Here is a 16,777-nt window from a genome sequence, read left to right as displayed (position 1 = left end):
ATATTTTGATCCGTTCCTTGTTAATACAGTTGTTGGATTTATTGGACCAGAGTATCTATATGACTCTAAGCAAGTTATTCGTGCAGGTCTGGAGGATCATTTTATGGGTAAGTTAACTGGTATTTCCATGGGTTGCGATGTTTGTTATACCAACCATATGAAGGCTGATCAAAATGATGCTGAAAATTTAACGGTTTTACTTGCAACAGCTGGTGTAAACTTTATTATGTCTATTCCAAATGGTGATGATATTATGTTAAATTATCAAACTACAGGATACCATGAAGGTGCATCAATTAGACAATTATTAAATAAACGAACAATAAAAGAATTTGACCAATGGTTAGAAAAAATGGGATTTAGTGAAAATGGACGTTTGACTTCTAAAGCTGGTGATGCATCTGTATTCTTGAAGCATTAAATATTTTTAAGAGGAGGGATAACTAATGGACGAATTAAACTTAAAGGAAATGATTAAATCAATTTTAAATGAAATGGTAGATGAAGCACCACCAGTTATAAATGGCTCAACTACAAAAGCAACTATAGGCACAATACAATCTACTAAGCCCCAGGACATTGAAGAAGGATTTATATCAGATATTACAGAGGTAGATATTCGCAAGCAATTTTTAGTACCAAATGCAGCAGATAAAGAAGGTTATTTAAAAATGAAATCCTATACACCAGCTCGCTTGGGATTGTGGAGGGCAGGTACAAGATATATGACGGAACCTAGTCTTCGATTTCGCGCAGATCATGCTGCTGCACAGGATGCTGTATTCTCTTATGTTAATGAAGATCTAGTTAAAGAGCTTGGATTTGTGGAGGTTACTACTGAATGCAAGGATAAGGATGAATATCTTACACGTCCAGATTTAGGTCGTAAGTTTTCAAATGAAGCAATAAATACAATAAAAAAAGCTGTGAAGCCAAATCAGAAAGTGCAGGTTATCGTTGGTGATGGTTTAAGCTCCGCAGCAATAGAGGCAAATATTAGAGATATTTTACCTTCTTTACGGCAAGGACTTAAGATGTTTGAACTTGATTTTGGAGAGGTAGTTTTTATAAAACATTGTCGCGTGCCAGCTATGGATCAAATTGGAGAAGCAACAGGAGCAGATGTAGTCTGTCTTTTAATCGGAGAAAGACCAGGACTTGTTACATCAGAATCTATGAGTGCATATATAGCTTATAAACCAACAATTGGTATGCCAGAGGCTAGAAGAACGGTAGTTTCCAATATTCACAGACAAGGAACCCCAGCAGTAGAAGCAGGAGCGTATATTGCTGAAATTATCAAAAGAATGTTAGATAATAAAGCGTCTGGATTAGATTTGAAAGAAAAATAAAAGACTGCCGGATTTAAAGAGGAGGTTTCCTAATGAAAAATGAACGATTAGGTGCAAATATTTTAAGTGTAAAAATCATTCCAAATGTTGATGATGGATTGGCAAAGGAATTAAAATTAGCACCAAACCAAAAAAGTTTAGGGATTATCACATCTGATAGTGATGATGTAACATATGTAGCCTTAGATGAAGCAACGAAGGCATCAGATGTAGCAGTTGTATATGCAAAAAGTATGTATGCTGGAGCTGCTAATGCTTCTACAAAATTAGCAGGAGAAGTTATTGGGATCTTAGCAGGTCCAAGTCCAGCAGAGATAGGAAGTGGTCTAGATCGTGCTATAGAGGTAATAGAAAATGAAGCTAGCTTTTATAGTGCAAATGATGATAATTCAATAATTTATTTTGCCCATCCTGTATCAAGAACAGGTTCTTATCTTTCAAAAGGAGCAAATGTTAAAGAAGGAGAAGCAATTGCGTATTTAATAGCACCACCACTTGAAGCAATTGTAGCTATTGATGCGGCTTTGAAAGCTGCTGATGTAAGCATGAGTGTATTTTATGGACCACCATCTGAAACAAACTTTGCAGGAGCATTACTAACAGGGTCACAATCTGCTTGTAAAGCAGCCTGTGAAGCATTCGCTAAAGCTGTGGAAGCCGTTGCTGATAATCCAACTAGTTATTAGGTGGTGCTAATATGACTAAAGCATTAGGTTTAATTGAAGTACGTGGAAAGTTAGGAGCAATCCTAGCAGCAGATGAAGCTGTAAAGGCGGCAAATGTAACTCTACTTGGAAGTGAAGTGATTCGTGGAGGATTGACAACAATTCATCTTATTGGAGATGTTGAGGCAGTAAAAGCGGCAGTTGAGGCAGGTGAAGTTGCTGTGGCAAATAAGAATTGTCTAATCAGTAGCCATGTTATCCCACGCTTGGATGACCAAGTTGAGCAGATGTTGATAAAATCATTTGGTAAAAAGGAAGATAATCCTTCGGATTCAAAAGAATCAAATCAACCCATTATAGAAGAAATAGAGAAAGATGAAATAGTGGAAGAAAAAAAGGATACCTTACTCATACCTTTGAATGAATCAAAAGAAATTTTACAAGAAAATTTAGAATATGGAGTAGATACAACTGTAGATTCATCCTTTGATAAAGGAGAACTAGAAAAAATGAGAGTGGCTGATTTACGCTCACTTGCATATAAATTAAATCTTTCTACCATAAAGAAATCAGAAATTAAATCTGCTAATAAAGCAATGCTTATTGAAGCATTACTAGATAAAGGAGTTGAGCATTAATGGGATTGATAGATAAAGACCTTATTTCAGTTCAAGAAACTAGGGATCTACTGAAGAAAGCAAAAGAAGCCCAAAGAGAAATAGCTAAGTTATCTCAAGAACAAATCGACACCATTTGCAAGGCTATAGCAAAGGCAGCTTTTGATAGTCGTGTGAAACTAGCTAAAATGGCACAAGAAGAAACAGGATTTGGAAGATGGCAAGATAAAGTACTTAAAAATGCATTTGCATCAAGAGATGTATTAAATGCAATTAAAGATATGAAGACAGTTGGTGTAATCACAAATAATATAGAAGCTAAATATATGGAAGTAGCTGTTCCTGTTGGAGTGGTTGCAGGTCTTATTCCTTCAACAAATCCCACATCAACAGTTATCTACAAAGCACTAATAAGCATTAAGGCAGGAAATGCTATTGTATTTTCACCTCATCCAAGTGCTGTAAATTGTATCAAGGAAACAGTTCGCATTATAAATGAAGCAGGAAAAAGTGTTGGTTTACCAGATGGTGCTATTAGTGTAATTACAACAGTTACAATAGAGGCAACCAATGAATTAATGAAAAATAAAAATACAAACTTAATTCTTGCTACTGGTGGGTCTGCAATGGTTCGTGCAGCATATTCCTCTGGAACACCAGCAATTGGAGTTGGACCGGGTAATGGACCTGCATTTATAGAACGTAGTGCAAATATTCAAAAAGCAGTTGAGCTTATTATTGAATCTAAGACATTTGATAATGGTACAGTTTGTGCATCTGAGCAGTCTGTTATTGTTGAAGAAATCAGTAAAGAAAAAGTGATTGCAGAATTCAAGAAACAAGGAGGTTATTTCTTATCAAAAGAAGATGCCATAAAACTTGAAAAGTATATTCTACGACCAAACGGTACAATGAATCCTAAGATCGTTGGAAGGACTGCACAGGCTGTTGCTGAATTAGCTGGGATTTCTATACCAGAAGATGCAAAAATTCTTATTGCTGAAGAAACACGTGTTGGTAATCTTGCACCTTTTTCAAGAGAAAAATTATCAACAATTTTAGCTTTTTATACAGTAAATACTTGGGAAGAAGCTCGAGATTTAAGTATCAAGATTTTAAACTTTGAAGGTGCAGGCCACACCATGGTTATTCACACAACAAACAAAAAAATTATAGAAGAGTTTGCCTTGAAAATACCAGTTTCACGGCTGCTAATAAACTGTTCAGCTACATTAGGTGGAATAGGAGCAACTACAAACCTTATGCCTGCTTTAACACTAGGTTGTGGAGCTGTAGGAGGAAGCTCTACTTCTGACAATGTTGGGCCACAGAATTTATTTAATCTTCGACGAGTGGTTTATGGCGTTAGGACATTAGATGAAATACGTGGAGAAGATATATTTGAAGAAGTTAGTGCTATGGCTGTTGAAGACTTAGGACTTAGTAAGGACCAATTGGTAGATTTACTTGTTGAACGTGTTCTACAAAAGTTAAAGTAAGCAAAGAGCAAAACAATAACATTGATAACAAAATAAAAATATAAAAGATATAGGAGGATATTATAATGGCTAATACAAACGCATTAGGTATGATTGAAACAAAAGGATTGGTAGCAGCAGTAGAGGCAGCAGATGCAATGGTTAAAGCAGCAAATGTAACATTAATTGGAAAAGAACAAGTAGGTGGGGGACTAGTAACAGTTATGGTTCGTGGAGATGTGGGAGCAGTTAAAGCTGCAACAGATGCTGGAGCAGCAGCGGCAGAGGCAGTTGGTGAGTTAATATCTGTTCATGTAATACCACGTCCACATATGGAAGTAGATGTGATCCTACCAAAATACGATACCCAATCATAATCAGGCTTCGAACACTCATGATGAACACTTAAAATTGGAAGATGAAAAGTGGGGCTGAGGCATAATAAAAGCTTATGTCCAGCCTTTTCTTTATCGAGGGGAAGTGAATACTAATGGCTATTTTGACGGAAAGTAAAATAAAAAAACTATTCCGTACGACGAGATTAAAAGAAACAAAATCTTTAGTTTTAGAACCTGGGACTATAATTACACCTTCTGCAAAAGAATATCTAAAGGATATTACTATTGAATATATGGAAATACCAGAAACATCTGAGACTAAGAACCAAGAAGCAACCTTCCCAATGACTCAGTTGAAAGTAAGCGAACCAAAAAACATCCAAGAGGTTTTAATATATGATAATGGAAAAGGGCAGAAAATGTGGAGAAGTCATTTAACTTATCAATTTAAAATTAAAATTGATATTATAATAAGCCGTATTTTGACATTACAAAAGAAAAGTCACCATATAGGAAAGATAGAGTTAGTAGAGGCTTTAAATACTATCTTAATTGTAGTCAAGACAATATCAATGGAAATTTTAGCTTCAGATAAGTTAGATCTGGTGCAGGAAATTGAAAGGTTGCTGGAAGACAAAAAGCCATACGTTGCCAGTCTATATCCAGAAGATTCCTTTATTCCAACCTATAAAGATGAAGAATGTGTTATAGCTTTATTTGAGTTACATTCTTATTTACGAGAGCTAGAACATTTTATTGCCAAGGAAATGAAAGAGATTTTAACATTTGAGGATTATATAAATTGTATTTCAACATTGACTATTTTAAAGGATTATTGTTGGATTTTGATGGTGCAGTCAAAAGAAAATTCAGTGGAATAGGGGTGAGAATGTGACTAAAAATAATATTGATACAATCGTGGATACAGTTGTATCTCGTATACACGAAGTAATGGATCAAACTTTTGAAATTGAAGCAAGTGGACGGCATATACATCTAAATCGGGAGGCAATAGATTCCCTCTTTGGAGAGGGTTATCAATTACGTCCATCGAAATATTTATCACAGACAGGGGAATTTGCGTCAGAAGAACGAGTAAGTATAAAAGGACCTAAAGGTACTATTCATAATGTTATAATTCTTGGACCAGAGCGAAAAAACTGTCAAGTGGAGGTTTCATTAACAGATGCACGTTCACTAGGTATAAATGCACCAGTTCGATTAAGTGGAAATGTTGAAAACACTCCGGGAATTACTTTAATGAGTGGCTCTAAGTCTTTTATCTTAGATAGAGGTGTCATAGTTGCAAAACGCCATATTCATGTAAAAGATATAGATGCTGAAAATCTAGGTGTCAAAGATCGAGAGAAGGTATTCGTCCAAGTGTTTAGTGAAAGGCCACTTATATTTGATGATGTTATAGTGAGAGTAAGTCCTAAGTTTGAGACTTATATGCACATCGATTACGATGAAGCAAACGCCTGCGGTCATAAGAAAGGCGTACGAGGACGTATTGTTAAGAGGTGACATAGATGGATAATATTGAAATACTAGTTCAAAAAATCACGGATATTATTATTCAACGTTTACAGAAGGAAGAACTTATAGGGACCGTTGCATTTTTAGGAAAGGAATATTCGAGTATTCGGGCTTACTATGAAAAAAGAGGCTATAAAATAGTATTAGCTAGAGATAAATTTGATATAGATATAATAATCGTTACTGAACTATCTATTTTAAATATGAATCATATAGCACTAGGGCTTCCTCAAACAGAAGATGAAATAACTATTTGGGAGCGTTTATTGAATAAGAAGGATGTTATTTTTTTAGAAGAAGGAATGGAGCTTCAGGCAAGTCAAGATGTGGTCCCACGAGCATTGCTACAAGTTCTTGTGAATCATAAAAACCAATTGGTAAGGTACGGTGCTTCTATACTTCCATTAAAGAATTTTGAAAAGATAAATGAGACTGTAAATAAGGAAGTAAAAGATGAAATTCGTAAAAGAGATAAGAAGGAACTTATTACCATAGAAAAAGTGCGAAAACTGAACTTACAGGCAGGAGATATCTTTGAAACTAATAAGAACATCATTATCACTGCATTGGCTAGGGATTATATGCGTGATTTAGGTGTTCAGATAGTATAGAAAGGAGCATACTATGTTCATTGGAAAAGTTGTTGGTAGCTTATGGGCTACTCGCAAGGATGAAAAGTTAAATGGTTTAAAATTTTTACTCATTGAAAAACAACTAAACGAACATGACTCGGATCCTGCTCTAGTTGTTGCAGTTGATCGTGTAGGTGCTGGCATTGGAGAATCCGTACTAATTACGACTGGTAGCTCTGGTCGTCTATCTTTTGATGATAAAAGTATTCCCGTTGATATGGTTATTATCGGTATTATAGACACTGTTGACTATCCAAAGACATGATAAGATCTACTATTTATAAATAGAATGGAGTGAAATGAATGAGTATAAATGAAATAATAATTTTAGTTATGACGATTATAATGGTCATAGGTGCAATTGATCGTTCACTGGGTAATAAAACTGGTTTAGGTCAGCAATTTGAAGAAGGAATACTAGCAATGGGTTCTTTAGCACTTTCAATGGCTGGTATAATCGTTGTAGCACCCAAGTTATCAGATTGGTTAAGTCCTATAGTAGTTCCATTATATAAATTGTTAGGAGCAGATCCAGCAATGTTTGCAGGAACTTTATTAGCAAATGATATGGGTGGGTTTTTCTTAGCACAACAAATGACTACTGATCCACTAATTATGCTTTTCTCAGGTGGCATTTTAGGAGCCATGATGGGGGCAACAATTGTATTTACAATCCCAGTGGGATTGGGTATTATCAGCAAGGAAGATACAAAGTATTTGGCACAAGGAGTATTATGTGGAATTGTGACTATTCCAATTGGAGCATTAGTTGCAGGAATTGTGATGGGTATGCCAATAGTTAAAGTCTTTATGAATTTAATACCTATAATAGTTGTAGCAATTCTAATTTCAATTGGACTATTTAAAATCCCTGAAGGAATGATTAAAGGGTTTAATATATTTGGGAAAATTATAGTGGCTGTTGCAGCCATTGGACTGGCAATTGGTGGGTTAGACTTGCTGTTAGGTATCAAAATATTTCAAAATCAAGATACACTTGAAGTTGGATTCCAAACAGTTGGTGGTATTGCCATTACTTTAGCCGGTGCTTATGGATTGGTGTTTTTGATCACAAAGATATTCAAGAAACCATTGTTGAAACTAGGTCAATTGTTAGGAATGAATGATATTGCTGCAGCAGGTCTAATTGCTTCTCTTGCTAACAACATCGCTATGTTCCAAACAGTAAAGGACATGGATAAACGTGGAAAGGTGATTAATATTGCTTTTGCAGTTTCAGCATCCTTTACATTTGGTGATCATTTAGGATTTACAGCTGGTGTTGCACCAGAACTGATTACTCCAATGATTATTGGTAAGCTAGTCGGTGGTATTTCTGCCGTTCTTGTTGCCATGTTTCTATCTAACCGTGTATTTAGGATTGAATAAAGTTAATATTATAGAGATTTAAGTACGGAAGGGGGTAAGATGTTGAATATGGACAGATTAGAAATTGAAAAGTTAGTTCGTAGTATCGTAATGGAAGAATACAGTAATAAGTTAAATGATTCTTCAAAGAGGCATGTTGACCCTAGTGGTGTAATGGCGATTTCGTTGCCATTGTTTTCTGTAAGTGAGGAAGATCGATTGGACACAGGTAACCCTAATCATAAAGTGTATACGAAGGATTTAGTATCACTTACTGAAAGTCCTAGACTAGGTTGTGGCCTAATGGTAATGGAAGATACTACCTTCAATTGGACTTTAGGATATGATGAAATAGATTATATTATTGAAGGAACTTTAACTATTATCATAGATGGACGGCACATAACTGCCAATGCAGGAGAATTGATTTTGATTCCAAGAGGTTCAAGTATTCAGTTTTCAGTTGAAGGAAAGGCAAGTTTTATCTATATAACTTATCCAGCTGATTGGCAATCATAAATTGTAAAAAGGCAAATTAATGGATTAGATACCAGTAATTTGCCTTTTTGCCCCAGGCTTTTTAGGTTTTTTATAAGTGATATTGATAATTTTGATGTTGACAGCGAGTAATATCCGTGGAGCGGAGTTGTTATAAATATAGATAGGAAGCTGCAAGCAGTACGGTTATGATGATATGCAGAACAATGCATCAACCAGACGATCAATATCGTCATAGTTGTTAAACAGTCCGATTGAAGCTCTAACAATACCGTATCCTTCACCGCTTCGATAGAGAGAAAATGCCTGCTTGTCCGTAAGTCCAAGTAGATCTTGAACATATAAATTAGCCCCATTTGTACCCGATGCTATATCAATGCCATATCCATATCCAAGTTTATTCGCAAGCCTCTGGTATGACATATTCTTAAGATTGAATGCTACAAACGGGACTCGTATATTGTTATATACGTCGCCATACAGAATCAAATTCGGGATTTGACTTAGGCGCCTAATAAGGTATTGGTATAGTCCTCGTTCCCATTCTTCAACATTTTTAATGCCAATCTCGTTTATAAAACGGATTGCCGCACCCAAAGAAATGATCCCAAGGAAGTCGGGGTATCCGGCCTCATACCTTTCGGGAGAACCCTTATATATGATCTTTGAATTGCTTACAAAATCAGTAATACCTGCGCCGTATATCAATGGTTTATATTGATCTAAAAATCCTCTGTCTCCTACCAGAACGCCACCAGATTGCCCTGTGTAAAATTTATGACCGTCAAATGACACAAAATCAATATGGGAATTATCATCATGAGGCTTCATGGTAAAGTTCTTGTGCTGTACAAGCTGTACAGCGTCAACGAATATCTTGGTTCCATGACTATGAGCAATTGCAGCCATGTCATGAAAGGGGGGAATTATACCTGTTATGTTGGACGCCCCAGTTACAGTCACCAGCTTAATCTGCCCACTGTATTGTTCTAGCTTGGCGGTATAGTCGTTCATATCTACGTTACCATCTGGCGTAAGGTCGACAAGTAGAGTCTTCATCCTTTCTCGGAAGGGCAGATAGTTAGCCATATGCTCCATCCTCGTCGTCAAGACGACCTGATTCGGGTCTTTCTCGTAATAAACTTGGCTGAGAATATTGATGGCTGAGGTCGTGTTAGAGGTGTAAATAACAGTATCCAGCGAGGAGTTGGCACCGATAAAGTTCATTACTATATCTCTGACCTCGTTATATTTTGATGTAAGTTGAGTTGATAAATCATTGGGTTCATTGCCATATGAATAAATAGGGAGGGTTTTGTATAACTCTTGAATGGCTGGTTTAGCCACCAAAGGAGTCGCGGCATTATTTAAATATACCCTGTTTGTAAATCCACAGAGAGTGCTTATAGGTGTGTCAGTTCCAAAAAAACAGTTTCTCAGATTGGATATCATAAATATTGACCTCCTTTGATACATACTGCTTTATAATATGCTTCTTATGGAAGAAATGACACCCAGGAGAATTAATTAAGTTTCCCAACCTCCCAATTTTCTTAACAACTTCTTTATACCTATTTCTTTTATAATTAAGTAGGAATGAATAAAATTTTAAAGTAAAAAAGGAGGAGAATATGTTAGAAAATCGTATTTTTACTATTGAATCCCGAAAGAATAAGTTGATAACCCTAGATGTAATTCCTGGCCACTTTACTACGGGAAACTCACATGTAAATCATTATTTGAATATTAGTCGAATAAAAGTAAACGCACTAGTGGCAAGGGATGTAGCAAGAGAAATGGCTATTCCTTATTTGTCAAGGAGGAAAGCGATAGCGATCCTTGATTAAATAATTACTGGTAATATCATCTTAATCAGCATTTTCAGAGTAATAGTCCTTAACCATTTCGTTTGGTGTCTTAAAGTTAAGAATTTTCCTTGCTATATTATTGTATCTTTTACTATATCTTATAAATGATTTTTCCATTTGTTTGTAACTGCTAAATCGTCTTCTACTGTAGAATAATTCATTGTCTATCCTGTGACTACGCTCTACTATGCCATTTTGCCATGGTGAATATGGGCGAATACGTTTGTGTTTTATATCTAGTTTTTCTAAATATTTTTCAAATCTAGTTTTCTTATTTGTAATATCTTGATCATTAACGAATTCGCTACCATTATCTGTTTGAACTAATTCAACTTTAAATCCTAATTTCTTTTCTAAGCGTTTTAAAAAATTAGATGTATTATATGTGCTAAGTTCATTAACTAATTCTAAATATCTCTTTCTCGAATATTCATCAATAGCTGTTATTTGGTAATATCTACTATGATTACTTGCAAAACCAATGCATTTATTTGGAACATATTTTACATCTATTTGTACTCTTTCTCCTAGATAAGTAGCAGAATCTTTTCGATAATTTGATTTAGGATAACTAGCTCTTTTCTTTGCTACATTTAATTTCATTTTTCTTATCTGTCTACACATAGAATCATAGGTTCTTTCATACCCTGCATCCTTTAACTTCCTATACACCTGTGCATATCCTTCATGCTGATGGTATCTATGTTTATGCCTTATTAAATCCAACTCTTCTTGAGTATGTTGCTTAGGATGAGATTGGGGTCTTCTACTCCTATTTGCCAACGATCTTACATCTCCATCATATCTTTTTCTCCAACGCCATACTTGCTGGCGACTAGTGTGATATCTTCTAGCTGCTTTAGCATTATTATCATGTTTAATTGCATATTTGACTACCTTTTGACGAAACCTCATCTCTTCTGTTATAATTGTTTTCATAAGGAAAGATCCCTCCGATTTTTGTTTGTTCTGCTAAACAACATTATATCAGAGGTCTTTCCTTTTTTATTGTTTTCTTGTCACACATGTATTATCTCATATCAATACAGGATGTTAGAAGAAGCATAACAGGTTGTAATTATCATATTCATTTAAATATGCCAATGTTTTAAGAAGTGAAAAGGTTTGAATGCATTAGCAAATATAAACAATATATACTATAAAGTTTTTGAAAAAAGAACAGAGAAGTAAATTGTATCGAGTAAAGCCTTAAGATAAGTTCATTTTGAAGGCCTTAATTTGATACAATTTTATTTGAATCGAAAAGCTAAAAAAGAGATAGAGTACCAAGAAAATCAGATGTGTTATGGAGGAGATAATTTATATAGAAATCAGAAAAGTAACGATTGGTGATGTGAAAGACATAAGTCGTATTTATACTCTAAGTTGGAAGTCAGTCTACAATGGAATTATAGCATAAGATTACTTAGATGAATTTAAAAAAGAGTTTTGGATATCAGTTCTTACAACTTGTTTTAAATTTAGTAAGTATCAATTAAATTCTGCAGATATAATTACTTTTGAAGTGCTTGTTTTTAAAGAGAAACAGTTTTACTAATGAGATATCTTATTTAGTTAAGACGCCAATAGTTGTAGTTATTAACTTTGTAAATTTAAAAAGAAGAGGTTCATTTTATTTACCTATGATATAATTTAATTAATAATATTTTTAAAATATAAATTATAGGGTTAAAATGGGTGAAATTATGACAGAAATTTTTTATTCTATGGATCATGTACTTTTGGTAGCTGATTATAATGAGCCAAAGGAACACAAGCATTGGGCAAAGCATCTGTTAATTAGCTTAGGTGGAGAAATTAAGTGTTTTGTTAAAGATGAAGAAATTAATTGCAGGGGAATTATTATTTCTTCTAATGTATTTCATACTATTGAAAACAATGGAAATGATGTTTTAGTATATTTATTTGATGAAACTACAGATATGGCTAAGGAGATAGAAGAAAAATATTTAAAGGGGAAGTTTTATCATAATCTGACCTTAAATACAGTACAAAAAATTAAAAAAATTTGGAATGAAAATATGGTAAATATAAGAGAAGGTAATTCAATAGAAAATAGGTATTCTAATACTTATGAAAGAATATTAAAAGCTTGTAAGTTGGATACAAAAAAACCTTATATTACAGATGAAAGAATTAAGAAGGTATTGTTTTTGCTTCAAGAGAGGGAAGGAATTACAGAAGGTATTATAGAGGAAGTGGCTGAGAGAGTATTTTTATCTAAGAGTAGACTTTCTCATTTATTTAAGGAAGAAACGAAGATATCTTTAAGTAGCTTTTTAGTCATTATGAAGATAGCAAAGGCGTATGAATATATCTTAGTAGGAGAAAGTATTACAGAAGCTTCTGTAAAAGCGGGTTTTCATAGCCCTTCCCATTTTGCTACTACTAATAAAAATATGTTTGGAATATCAGCAAATGAATTTAGAAAAGATATAAAAGTTGTACAAATATAAAAGTCAAAAACATAAATTAAGTTCCATTTGAACCTAAGAATCGATTAATAATAACTAAAGTATTTAAAACTTAGCTATTATTTAGAAGTTTTATATTCTATTTCCAATTATAATGAAGGTATAGGCAAATAAATAAGGATTATACCTTTAAAAGTTATAATAGGGGAGAGGATAAAATGAAGAAGGATAAGATTACTTTTGAAAAAGGATTATATTCTTTAAATGAAGAACCTAATTTTAATTTTCAATTAAATCGTATAATAATGTGGAATGAAGGTAATTTAGAGGATTTAAAAGAAATTTCTCATAAAATAAAAGACAGTATAACATGGAAAGAAGAATTAATAGGAATAGGTGATAAAGCTAAAAAAGAAGGAAGAATAAAAGAAACTATTGCCTATTATAGAATGAGTGAATTTTTCATGTATGACCATGATCCAGATAAAGTAAAGTATTATAGATTAGCTGTGGATATGTTTTATGAATATTATAAAGAATATTTTGAAGATGGAACTGTAATTAAGTATGAAGTGCTTTATGAAGATGTAAAACTCCCAGTATTGTATACAAAAGCTGTTGGAAAAAGGAAAGATACCATTTTATTTCATGGTGGAAATGATTCTTATATGGAGGAATTATTTTTTGCAATGCTTTATTTTGCTGAAAATGGCTTTGATGTATATCTTTTTGAAGGGCCAGGTCAAGGTAATGTTATGCGAATTCAAGGAAAACATTTTACTTATAAATGGGAAAAACCAGTAACTGCAGTTATTGATTATTTTAAACTAAATGAGGTTACTATTATAGGTGCATCACTTGGTGGAATGTTAGCGCCTAGAGCGGCAGCTTATGAAAAGAGAATTAAAAGAGTTATAGCATGGTCTATTTTTCCTAATTTCTTTTCTGTTATATTAAGCACTATGCCTTCTGTTGAGCAAAAGTTAGTAAAGTTATTAATGAAGCTTCATGCGGCACCTATAATTAATTTGATATTCCATTTAGGCGCTAAAAGTGATGCTGCAGTAGATTGGGGAATCAGGCATGGTATGTATGCTTATAATGCAAAGTCTCCTTATGGATATGCAGTAAAGTTAAATGAGTTTCAAATAGAAGATATTGGACATTTAATTGATCAAGATGTATTGATTATAGGAGCAAATAAGGATCATTTTATTAATTATAAAATTTTTAAGGATGAGCTGGATTGTTTAAGTAATGTAAGATCCTTAACTTTTAGACTTTTTACTGAAAAAGAAAGTGCTTGTAATCACTGCAATATGGGAAATACAAAGCTTACTTTAGATACTATGATTAATTGGATAGAACAAATTAAATGTTAATAGTATTAAACGCAAAAGGATGTTTTGGAATTTGACTCTTACATCAGAAACTAATAAAGATACTGATAAGACTATCTATATTAATATCGAAATATTGGAGTATCTTATGTGTAATCAAGAAGATATTAAAAACTTAGGCAATGTATCAGAAGAGTAAATAGTTAAACCAAAATATCTAAATTTCTAGAGAACTGTTTGAAAACATTTGGTTAATAATATAATTCTGTGCTGAAAAATATTGTAATATTCTATAAAATCAGCATAACAGTGTTTATATCTTTCTTAATATTAAAGTTTATTTAAGGAGTGTTTTATGTTCAATTAAGAATAAATGGCTATAATATAAATAAAACTTAACTTCAATATATTAAAAATATTAAGGAGGATTTTTATGCAAGCATATTTTTTTTCCATAAAGATTGCTTTTATTACCTTTCCATTTATAGCTTTATGTTTTACTTTTCCCTTTGCAATTTATCAATATAAAAAGCATGGGTATATAAATAAATTTAGGGTTTTTATTTTATATTCTTTTTTGTTATACTTAATTGTGGCTTATTATTTAGTAATACTGCCTTTACCAACAACAAGAGATATAAAAAGTTTGCAGGCGGCTGACACTCAATATTTTAATCTGGTACCTTTTAACTTTATCCGCGATATATTTAAAGAAACAAAGGTAGTTCTAACCATGCCCTCAACATACAAATATCTATTAACTGAAAGAGCTTTTCTACAAGCAGTGTTTAATGGAATTTTACTTACTCCGCTTGGAATTTATTTGAGATATTATTTCAAAAAAGATCTGAAAAGAACCTTATTGATTACTTTTCTAGTGTCACTATTTTTTGAAGTAACGCAGATTACTGGAATATTTGGTATTTATAATGCTCCTTATAGACTTTTTGATATTGATGACCTGTTTTTGAATACTTCTGGAGGTTATATTGGATATCTAATAAGTCCAGTGTTTACTTTCTTTCTTCCAAATAGAGGTGAAATAGATGATGACGTAAATCTTGAAGAAATAAGGGTAACTTATTTTAGAAGAATTTTAGCATATCTTATAGATATGTTTATCATTGGTTTAATTCCTAGGATAGAAGAAAGTATTTCATTAGAAGCAATAGTATTTTTTATATACTTTATTATAATTGTTTATTTTACTAATGGTAAAACTATTGGGAAATGGCTTACAATTATAAGGGTTAAAGGCCAAGGAGATAAATTAACCTTTAAAGAAGTATTTATAAGATATGGTATTTTATATTTGGGATTATTTAGTGGCAATAAAATTTTAAATGCTATTTCTGCATTAAATAAAAATACTGAGATTAACTATGCAATTATTATTATTTCTATAATACATTTTGTATTAATCATATTAGTTCTAATACATGCAGCACTTTGTGTTATTAAGAAAAATAGATTTTTTTACGAAAAGATTAGTGATACTCGCATTGTTATATCAAAATAATGATTTAAAAAGCAAACATTCTCTTGTTTTAGATTTTAAGACAGAATATTGTCATAGCTGGATTGTCAGCACTAATTTAGATAGTTTTGTATAGTTTGATACTAAGCTATTTTGCTTCATTATTCTACCTGTTTTTCTTCTAGATACTATATAGTCTGCGGTTTTAAGCTCTACTTTGATTTTTCTTATACCATAGTTGTTTTTACTTGTTTTAAACATCTCTATAACCTTTGGTGTTATATTTCTTGGATTTTGATTCATAGTAATAAGTGCTTCTAGGAATTTATAGGATTTTGCAAAATTTTGATATACTGTATTTATGAGCATTATAGGTTAGCAGAGAGTCTATATAATGTATATAAGTATAATTAAATGAAACATTCATAGCATTAGAAAGTAGCTAATAAGGTTGGAATTAAAAAAATATTGAGTGCTGCATTAATCACGAAAATTAATCATTGGAGGAATGGAGTATGAGCAAAGTAGATATTGTACAATATCAGGATGAATACTATAACGATTTAAGAAGACTATCTTATGAGTGGCTTGAGAAGTATGTTTCAGTAGAGCCAGAAGATGAAAGAATACTAAACAATCCAAAAGAAGTTATACTAGATAATGGAGGTCGTATTTTTTTCGCCAAGTGTGGTGAAGAAATAGTTGGAACAGTATCTTTGATTAGAGTAGATGAGAAAATATACGAATTAGCAAAATTAGCTGTAACTGAGAAGTTTCAAGGATTAAAAATCGGAAACAAGCTCATGGAAAAGTGTATACAAGTTGCAAATGAAGAAAAAATAAAAGAGATAATTTTATATACTAATCATAAGCTGATTTCAGCTATAAAGTTGTATGAAAAATTTGGATTTAAGCATATTCCTCTTATTAACAATAAATACCTAGAGTCTGATTTAAAAATGATGCTGGAACTATAAACTTACCAACATCGTTTCTTCTGTGTCACCAGCCATCATTACCTGTTTTTTTATGCGTTTTCCAGCTTTTTCTGTTCCATATAAACATCACCTCTTATACTTAATACACCTTTAGGCGTTTGCAAAACGCCATAACCTGCATAAATACGGGATATTTTTCGCTTAAAAAGATATAACTCCTCACTGATTTATG

The 16,777-nt window shown here is 32.8% G+C and carries 21 protein-coding genes; 18 read left to right on the top strand and 3 right to left on the bottom strand.

What is annotated here, in order from left to right:
- The 12 genes from eutB to ABWP20_RS16445 form a co-directional block, all read left to right on the top strand.
- A partial coding sequence (gene eutB / locus ABWP20_RS16500) for an ethanolamine ammonia-lyase subunit EutB (protein WP_353097292.1) occupies window positions 1-421 on the top strand: 421 nt, incomplete at its 5' end.
- A 25-nt stretch (window positions 422-446) separates the two neighbouring features.
- Window positions 447-1,352 (top strand): ethanolamine ammonia-lyase subunit EutC, encoded by a 906-nt coding sequence (gene eutC, locus ABWP20_RS16495; protein ID WP_353097291.1) that lies wholly within the window; start codon window positions 447-449, stop codon window positions 1,350-1,352.
- A 32-nt stretch (window positions 1,353-1,384) separates the two neighbouring features.
- Window positions 1,385-2,038, top strand: coding sequence for an ethanolamine utilization microcompartment protein EutL (gene eutL, locus ABWP20_RS16490; protein WP_353097290.1), 654 nt, complete (start codon window positions 1,385-1,387; stop codon window positions 2,036-2,038).
- 11 nt (window positions 2,039-2,049) lie between these two features.
- Window positions 2,050-2,655, top strand: a complete 606-nt coding sequence (locus ABWP20_RS18515) for a BMC domain-containing protein (RefSeq protein ID WP_503012552.1) — start codon at window positions 2,050-2,052, stop codon at window positions 2,653-2,655.
- Window positions 2,655-4,133: an acetaldehyde dehydrogenase (acetylating) gene (locus ABWP20_RS16480; RefSeq protein WP_353097289.1), complete on the top strand. Its 1,479-nt coding sequence runs from the start codon at window positions 2,655-2,657 to the stop codon at window positions 4,131-4,133. Before ABWP20_RS18515 ends, ABWP20_RS16480 begins: the two co-directional genes overlap by 1 nt.
- A gap of 65 nt (window positions 4,134-4,198) precedes the next feature.
- Window positions 4,199-4,489 carry a BMC domain-containing protein gene (locus ABWP20_RS16475; RefSeq protein ID WP_094899924.1) on the top strand — a complete coding sequence of 97 codons (291 nt, stop codon included), beginning with the start codon at window positions 4,199-4,201 and terminating at the stop codon, window positions 4,487-4,489.
- 113 nt (window positions 4,490-4,602) lie between these two features.
- Entirely contained in the window at window positions 4,603-5,331 is a 729-nt protein-coding gene (locus ABWP20_RS16470; protein WP_353097287.1) for a hypothetical protein, read from the top strand.
- Between the two features lie 10 nt (window positions 5,332-5,341).
- On the top strand, window positions 5,342-5,977 hold the full coding sequence (eutD, locus tag ABWP20_RS16465; protein ID WP_353097285.1) for an ethanolamine utilization phosphate acetyltransferase EutD: 636 nt from the start codon (window positions 5,342-5,344) through the stop codon (window positions 5,975-5,977).
- 5 nt (window positions 5,978-5,982) lie between these two features.
- Entirely contained in the window at window positions 5,983-6,600 is a 618-nt protein-coding gene (locus ABWP20_RS16460) for a hypothetical protein (protein WP_353097284.1), read from the top strand.
- 13 nt (window positions 6,601-6,613) lie between these two features.
- Window positions 6,614-6,886, top strand: coding sequence for a EutN/CcmL family microcompartment protein (locus tag ABWP20_RS16455; protein ID WP_353097282.1), 273 nt, complete (start codon window positions 6,614-6,616; stop codon window positions 6,884-6,886).
- 38 nt (window positions 6,887-6,924) lie between these two features.
- Window positions 6,925-8,010: an ethanolamine utilization protein EutH gene (locus tag ABWP20_RS16450; protein ID WP_353097280.1), complete on the top strand. Its 1,086-nt coding sequence runs from the start codon at window positions 6,925-6,927 to the stop codon at window positions 8,008-8,010.
- Between the two features lie 48 nt (window positions 8,011-8,058).
- Window positions 8,059-8,508, top strand: coding sequence for a EutQ-related cupin domain-containing protein (locus ABWP20_RS16445; RefSeq protein ID WP_353097293.1), 450 nt, complete (start codon window positions 8,059-8,061; stop codon window positions 8,506-8,508).
- Between the two features lie 165 nt (window positions 8,509-8,673).
- Here ABWP20_RS16445 and ABWP20_RS16440 read toward each other — a convergent pair whose 3' ends face one another.
- On the bottom strand, window positions 8,674-9,939 hold the full coding sequence (locus tag ABWP20_RS16440) for an aminotransferase class V-fold PLP-dependent enzyme (protein ID WP_353097278.1): 1,266 nt from the start codon (window positions 9,937-9,939) through the stop codon (window positions 8,674-8,676).
- A 179-nt stretch (window positions 9,940-10,118) separates the two neighbouring features.
- On the opposite strand from ABWP20_RS16440, the gene ABWP20_RS16435 reads away from it, so the two are divergent.
- Window positions 10,119-10,334 carry a hypothetical protein gene (locus ABWP20_RS16435; RefSeq protein WP_353097276.1) on the top strand — a complete coding sequence of 72 codons (216 nt, stop codon included), beginning with the start codon at window positions 10,119-10,121 and terminating at the stop codon, window positions 10,332-10,334.
- Window positions 10,335-10,355: 21 nt separating this feature from the next.
- Here the strand turns inward: ABWP20_RS16435 and ABWP20_RS16430 are convergent, their stop codons facing one another.
- On the bottom strand, window positions 10,356-11,294 hold the full coding sequence (locus ABWP20_RS16430) for a DDE-type integrase/transposase/recombinase (protein ID WP_353097275.1): 939 nt from the start codon (window positions 11,292-11,294) through the stop codon (window positions 10,356-10,358).
- Between the two features lie 767 nt (window positions 11,295-12,061).
- On the opposite strand from ABWP20_RS16430, the gene ABWP20_RS16425 reads away from it, so the two are divergent.
- The 4 genes from ABWP20_RS16425 (at window position 12,062) to ABWP20_RS16410 (ending at window position 15,649) form a co-directional block, all read left to right on the top strand.
- Window positions 12,062-12,832, top strand: coding sequence for a helix-turn-helix domain-containing protein (locus ABWP20_RS16425; RefSeq protein ID WP_353097273.1), 771 nt, complete (start codon window positions 12,062-12,064; stop codon window positions 12,830-12,832).
- A 176-nt stretch (window positions 12,833-13,008) separates the two neighbouring features.
- The gene (locus tag ABWP20_RS16420; protein WP_353097272.1) at window positions 13,009-14,172 is read left to right on the top strand and encodes an alpha/beta hydrolase; all 1,164 of its coding nucleotides are present in this window, start codon (window positions 13,009-13,011) and stop codon (window positions 14,170-14,172) included.
- Window positions 14,173-14,203: 31 nt separating this feature from the next.
- On the top strand, window positions 14,204-14,329 hold the full coding sequence (locus ABWP20_RS16415) for a hypothetical protein (protein ID WP_353097271.1): 126 nt from the start codon (window positions 14,204-14,206) through the stop codon (window positions 14,327-14,329).
- A 234-nt stretch (window positions 14,330-14,563) separates the two neighbouring features.
- Complete coding sequence (locus ABWP20_RS16410; RefSeq protein WP_353097270.1) at window positions 14,564-15,649, top strand: VanZ family protein; 1,086 nt, start codon at window positions 14,564-14,566, stop codon at window positions 15,647-15,649.
- A 51-nt stretch (window positions 15,650-15,700) separates the two neighbouring features.
- Here the strand turns inward: ABWP20_RS16410 and ABWP20_RS16405 are convergent, their stop codons facing one another.
- On the bottom strand, window positions 15,701-15,910 hold the full coding sequence (locus ABWP20_RS16405) for an IS3 family transposase (RefSeq protein WP_503012551.1): 210 nt from the start codon (window positions 15,908-15,910) through the stop codon (window positions 15,701-15,703).
- Window positions 15,911-16,122: 212 nt separating this feature from the next.
- Here ABWP20_RS16405 and ABWP20_RS16400 point away from each other — a divergent pair, with 212 nt between their 5' ends.
- On the top strand, window positions 16,123-16,584 hold the full coding sequence (locus ABWP20_RS16400; RefSeq protein WP_353097269.1) for a GNAT family N-acetyltransferase: 462 nt from the start codon (window positions 16,123-16,125) through the stop codon (window positions 16,582-16,584).
- Window positions 16,585-16,777 lie beyond the last annotated feature (193 nt).

It is taken from the genome of Tissierella praeacuta (genome assembly GCF_040396155.1).
Taxonomy (GTDB): domain Bacteria; phylum Bacillota; class Clostridia; order Tissierellales; family Tissierellaceae; genus Tissierella; species Tissierella praeacuta_A.
Note: the sequence above shows the minus strand (reverse complement) of the source record. Positions and strands in the feature narration are given on the sequence as shown.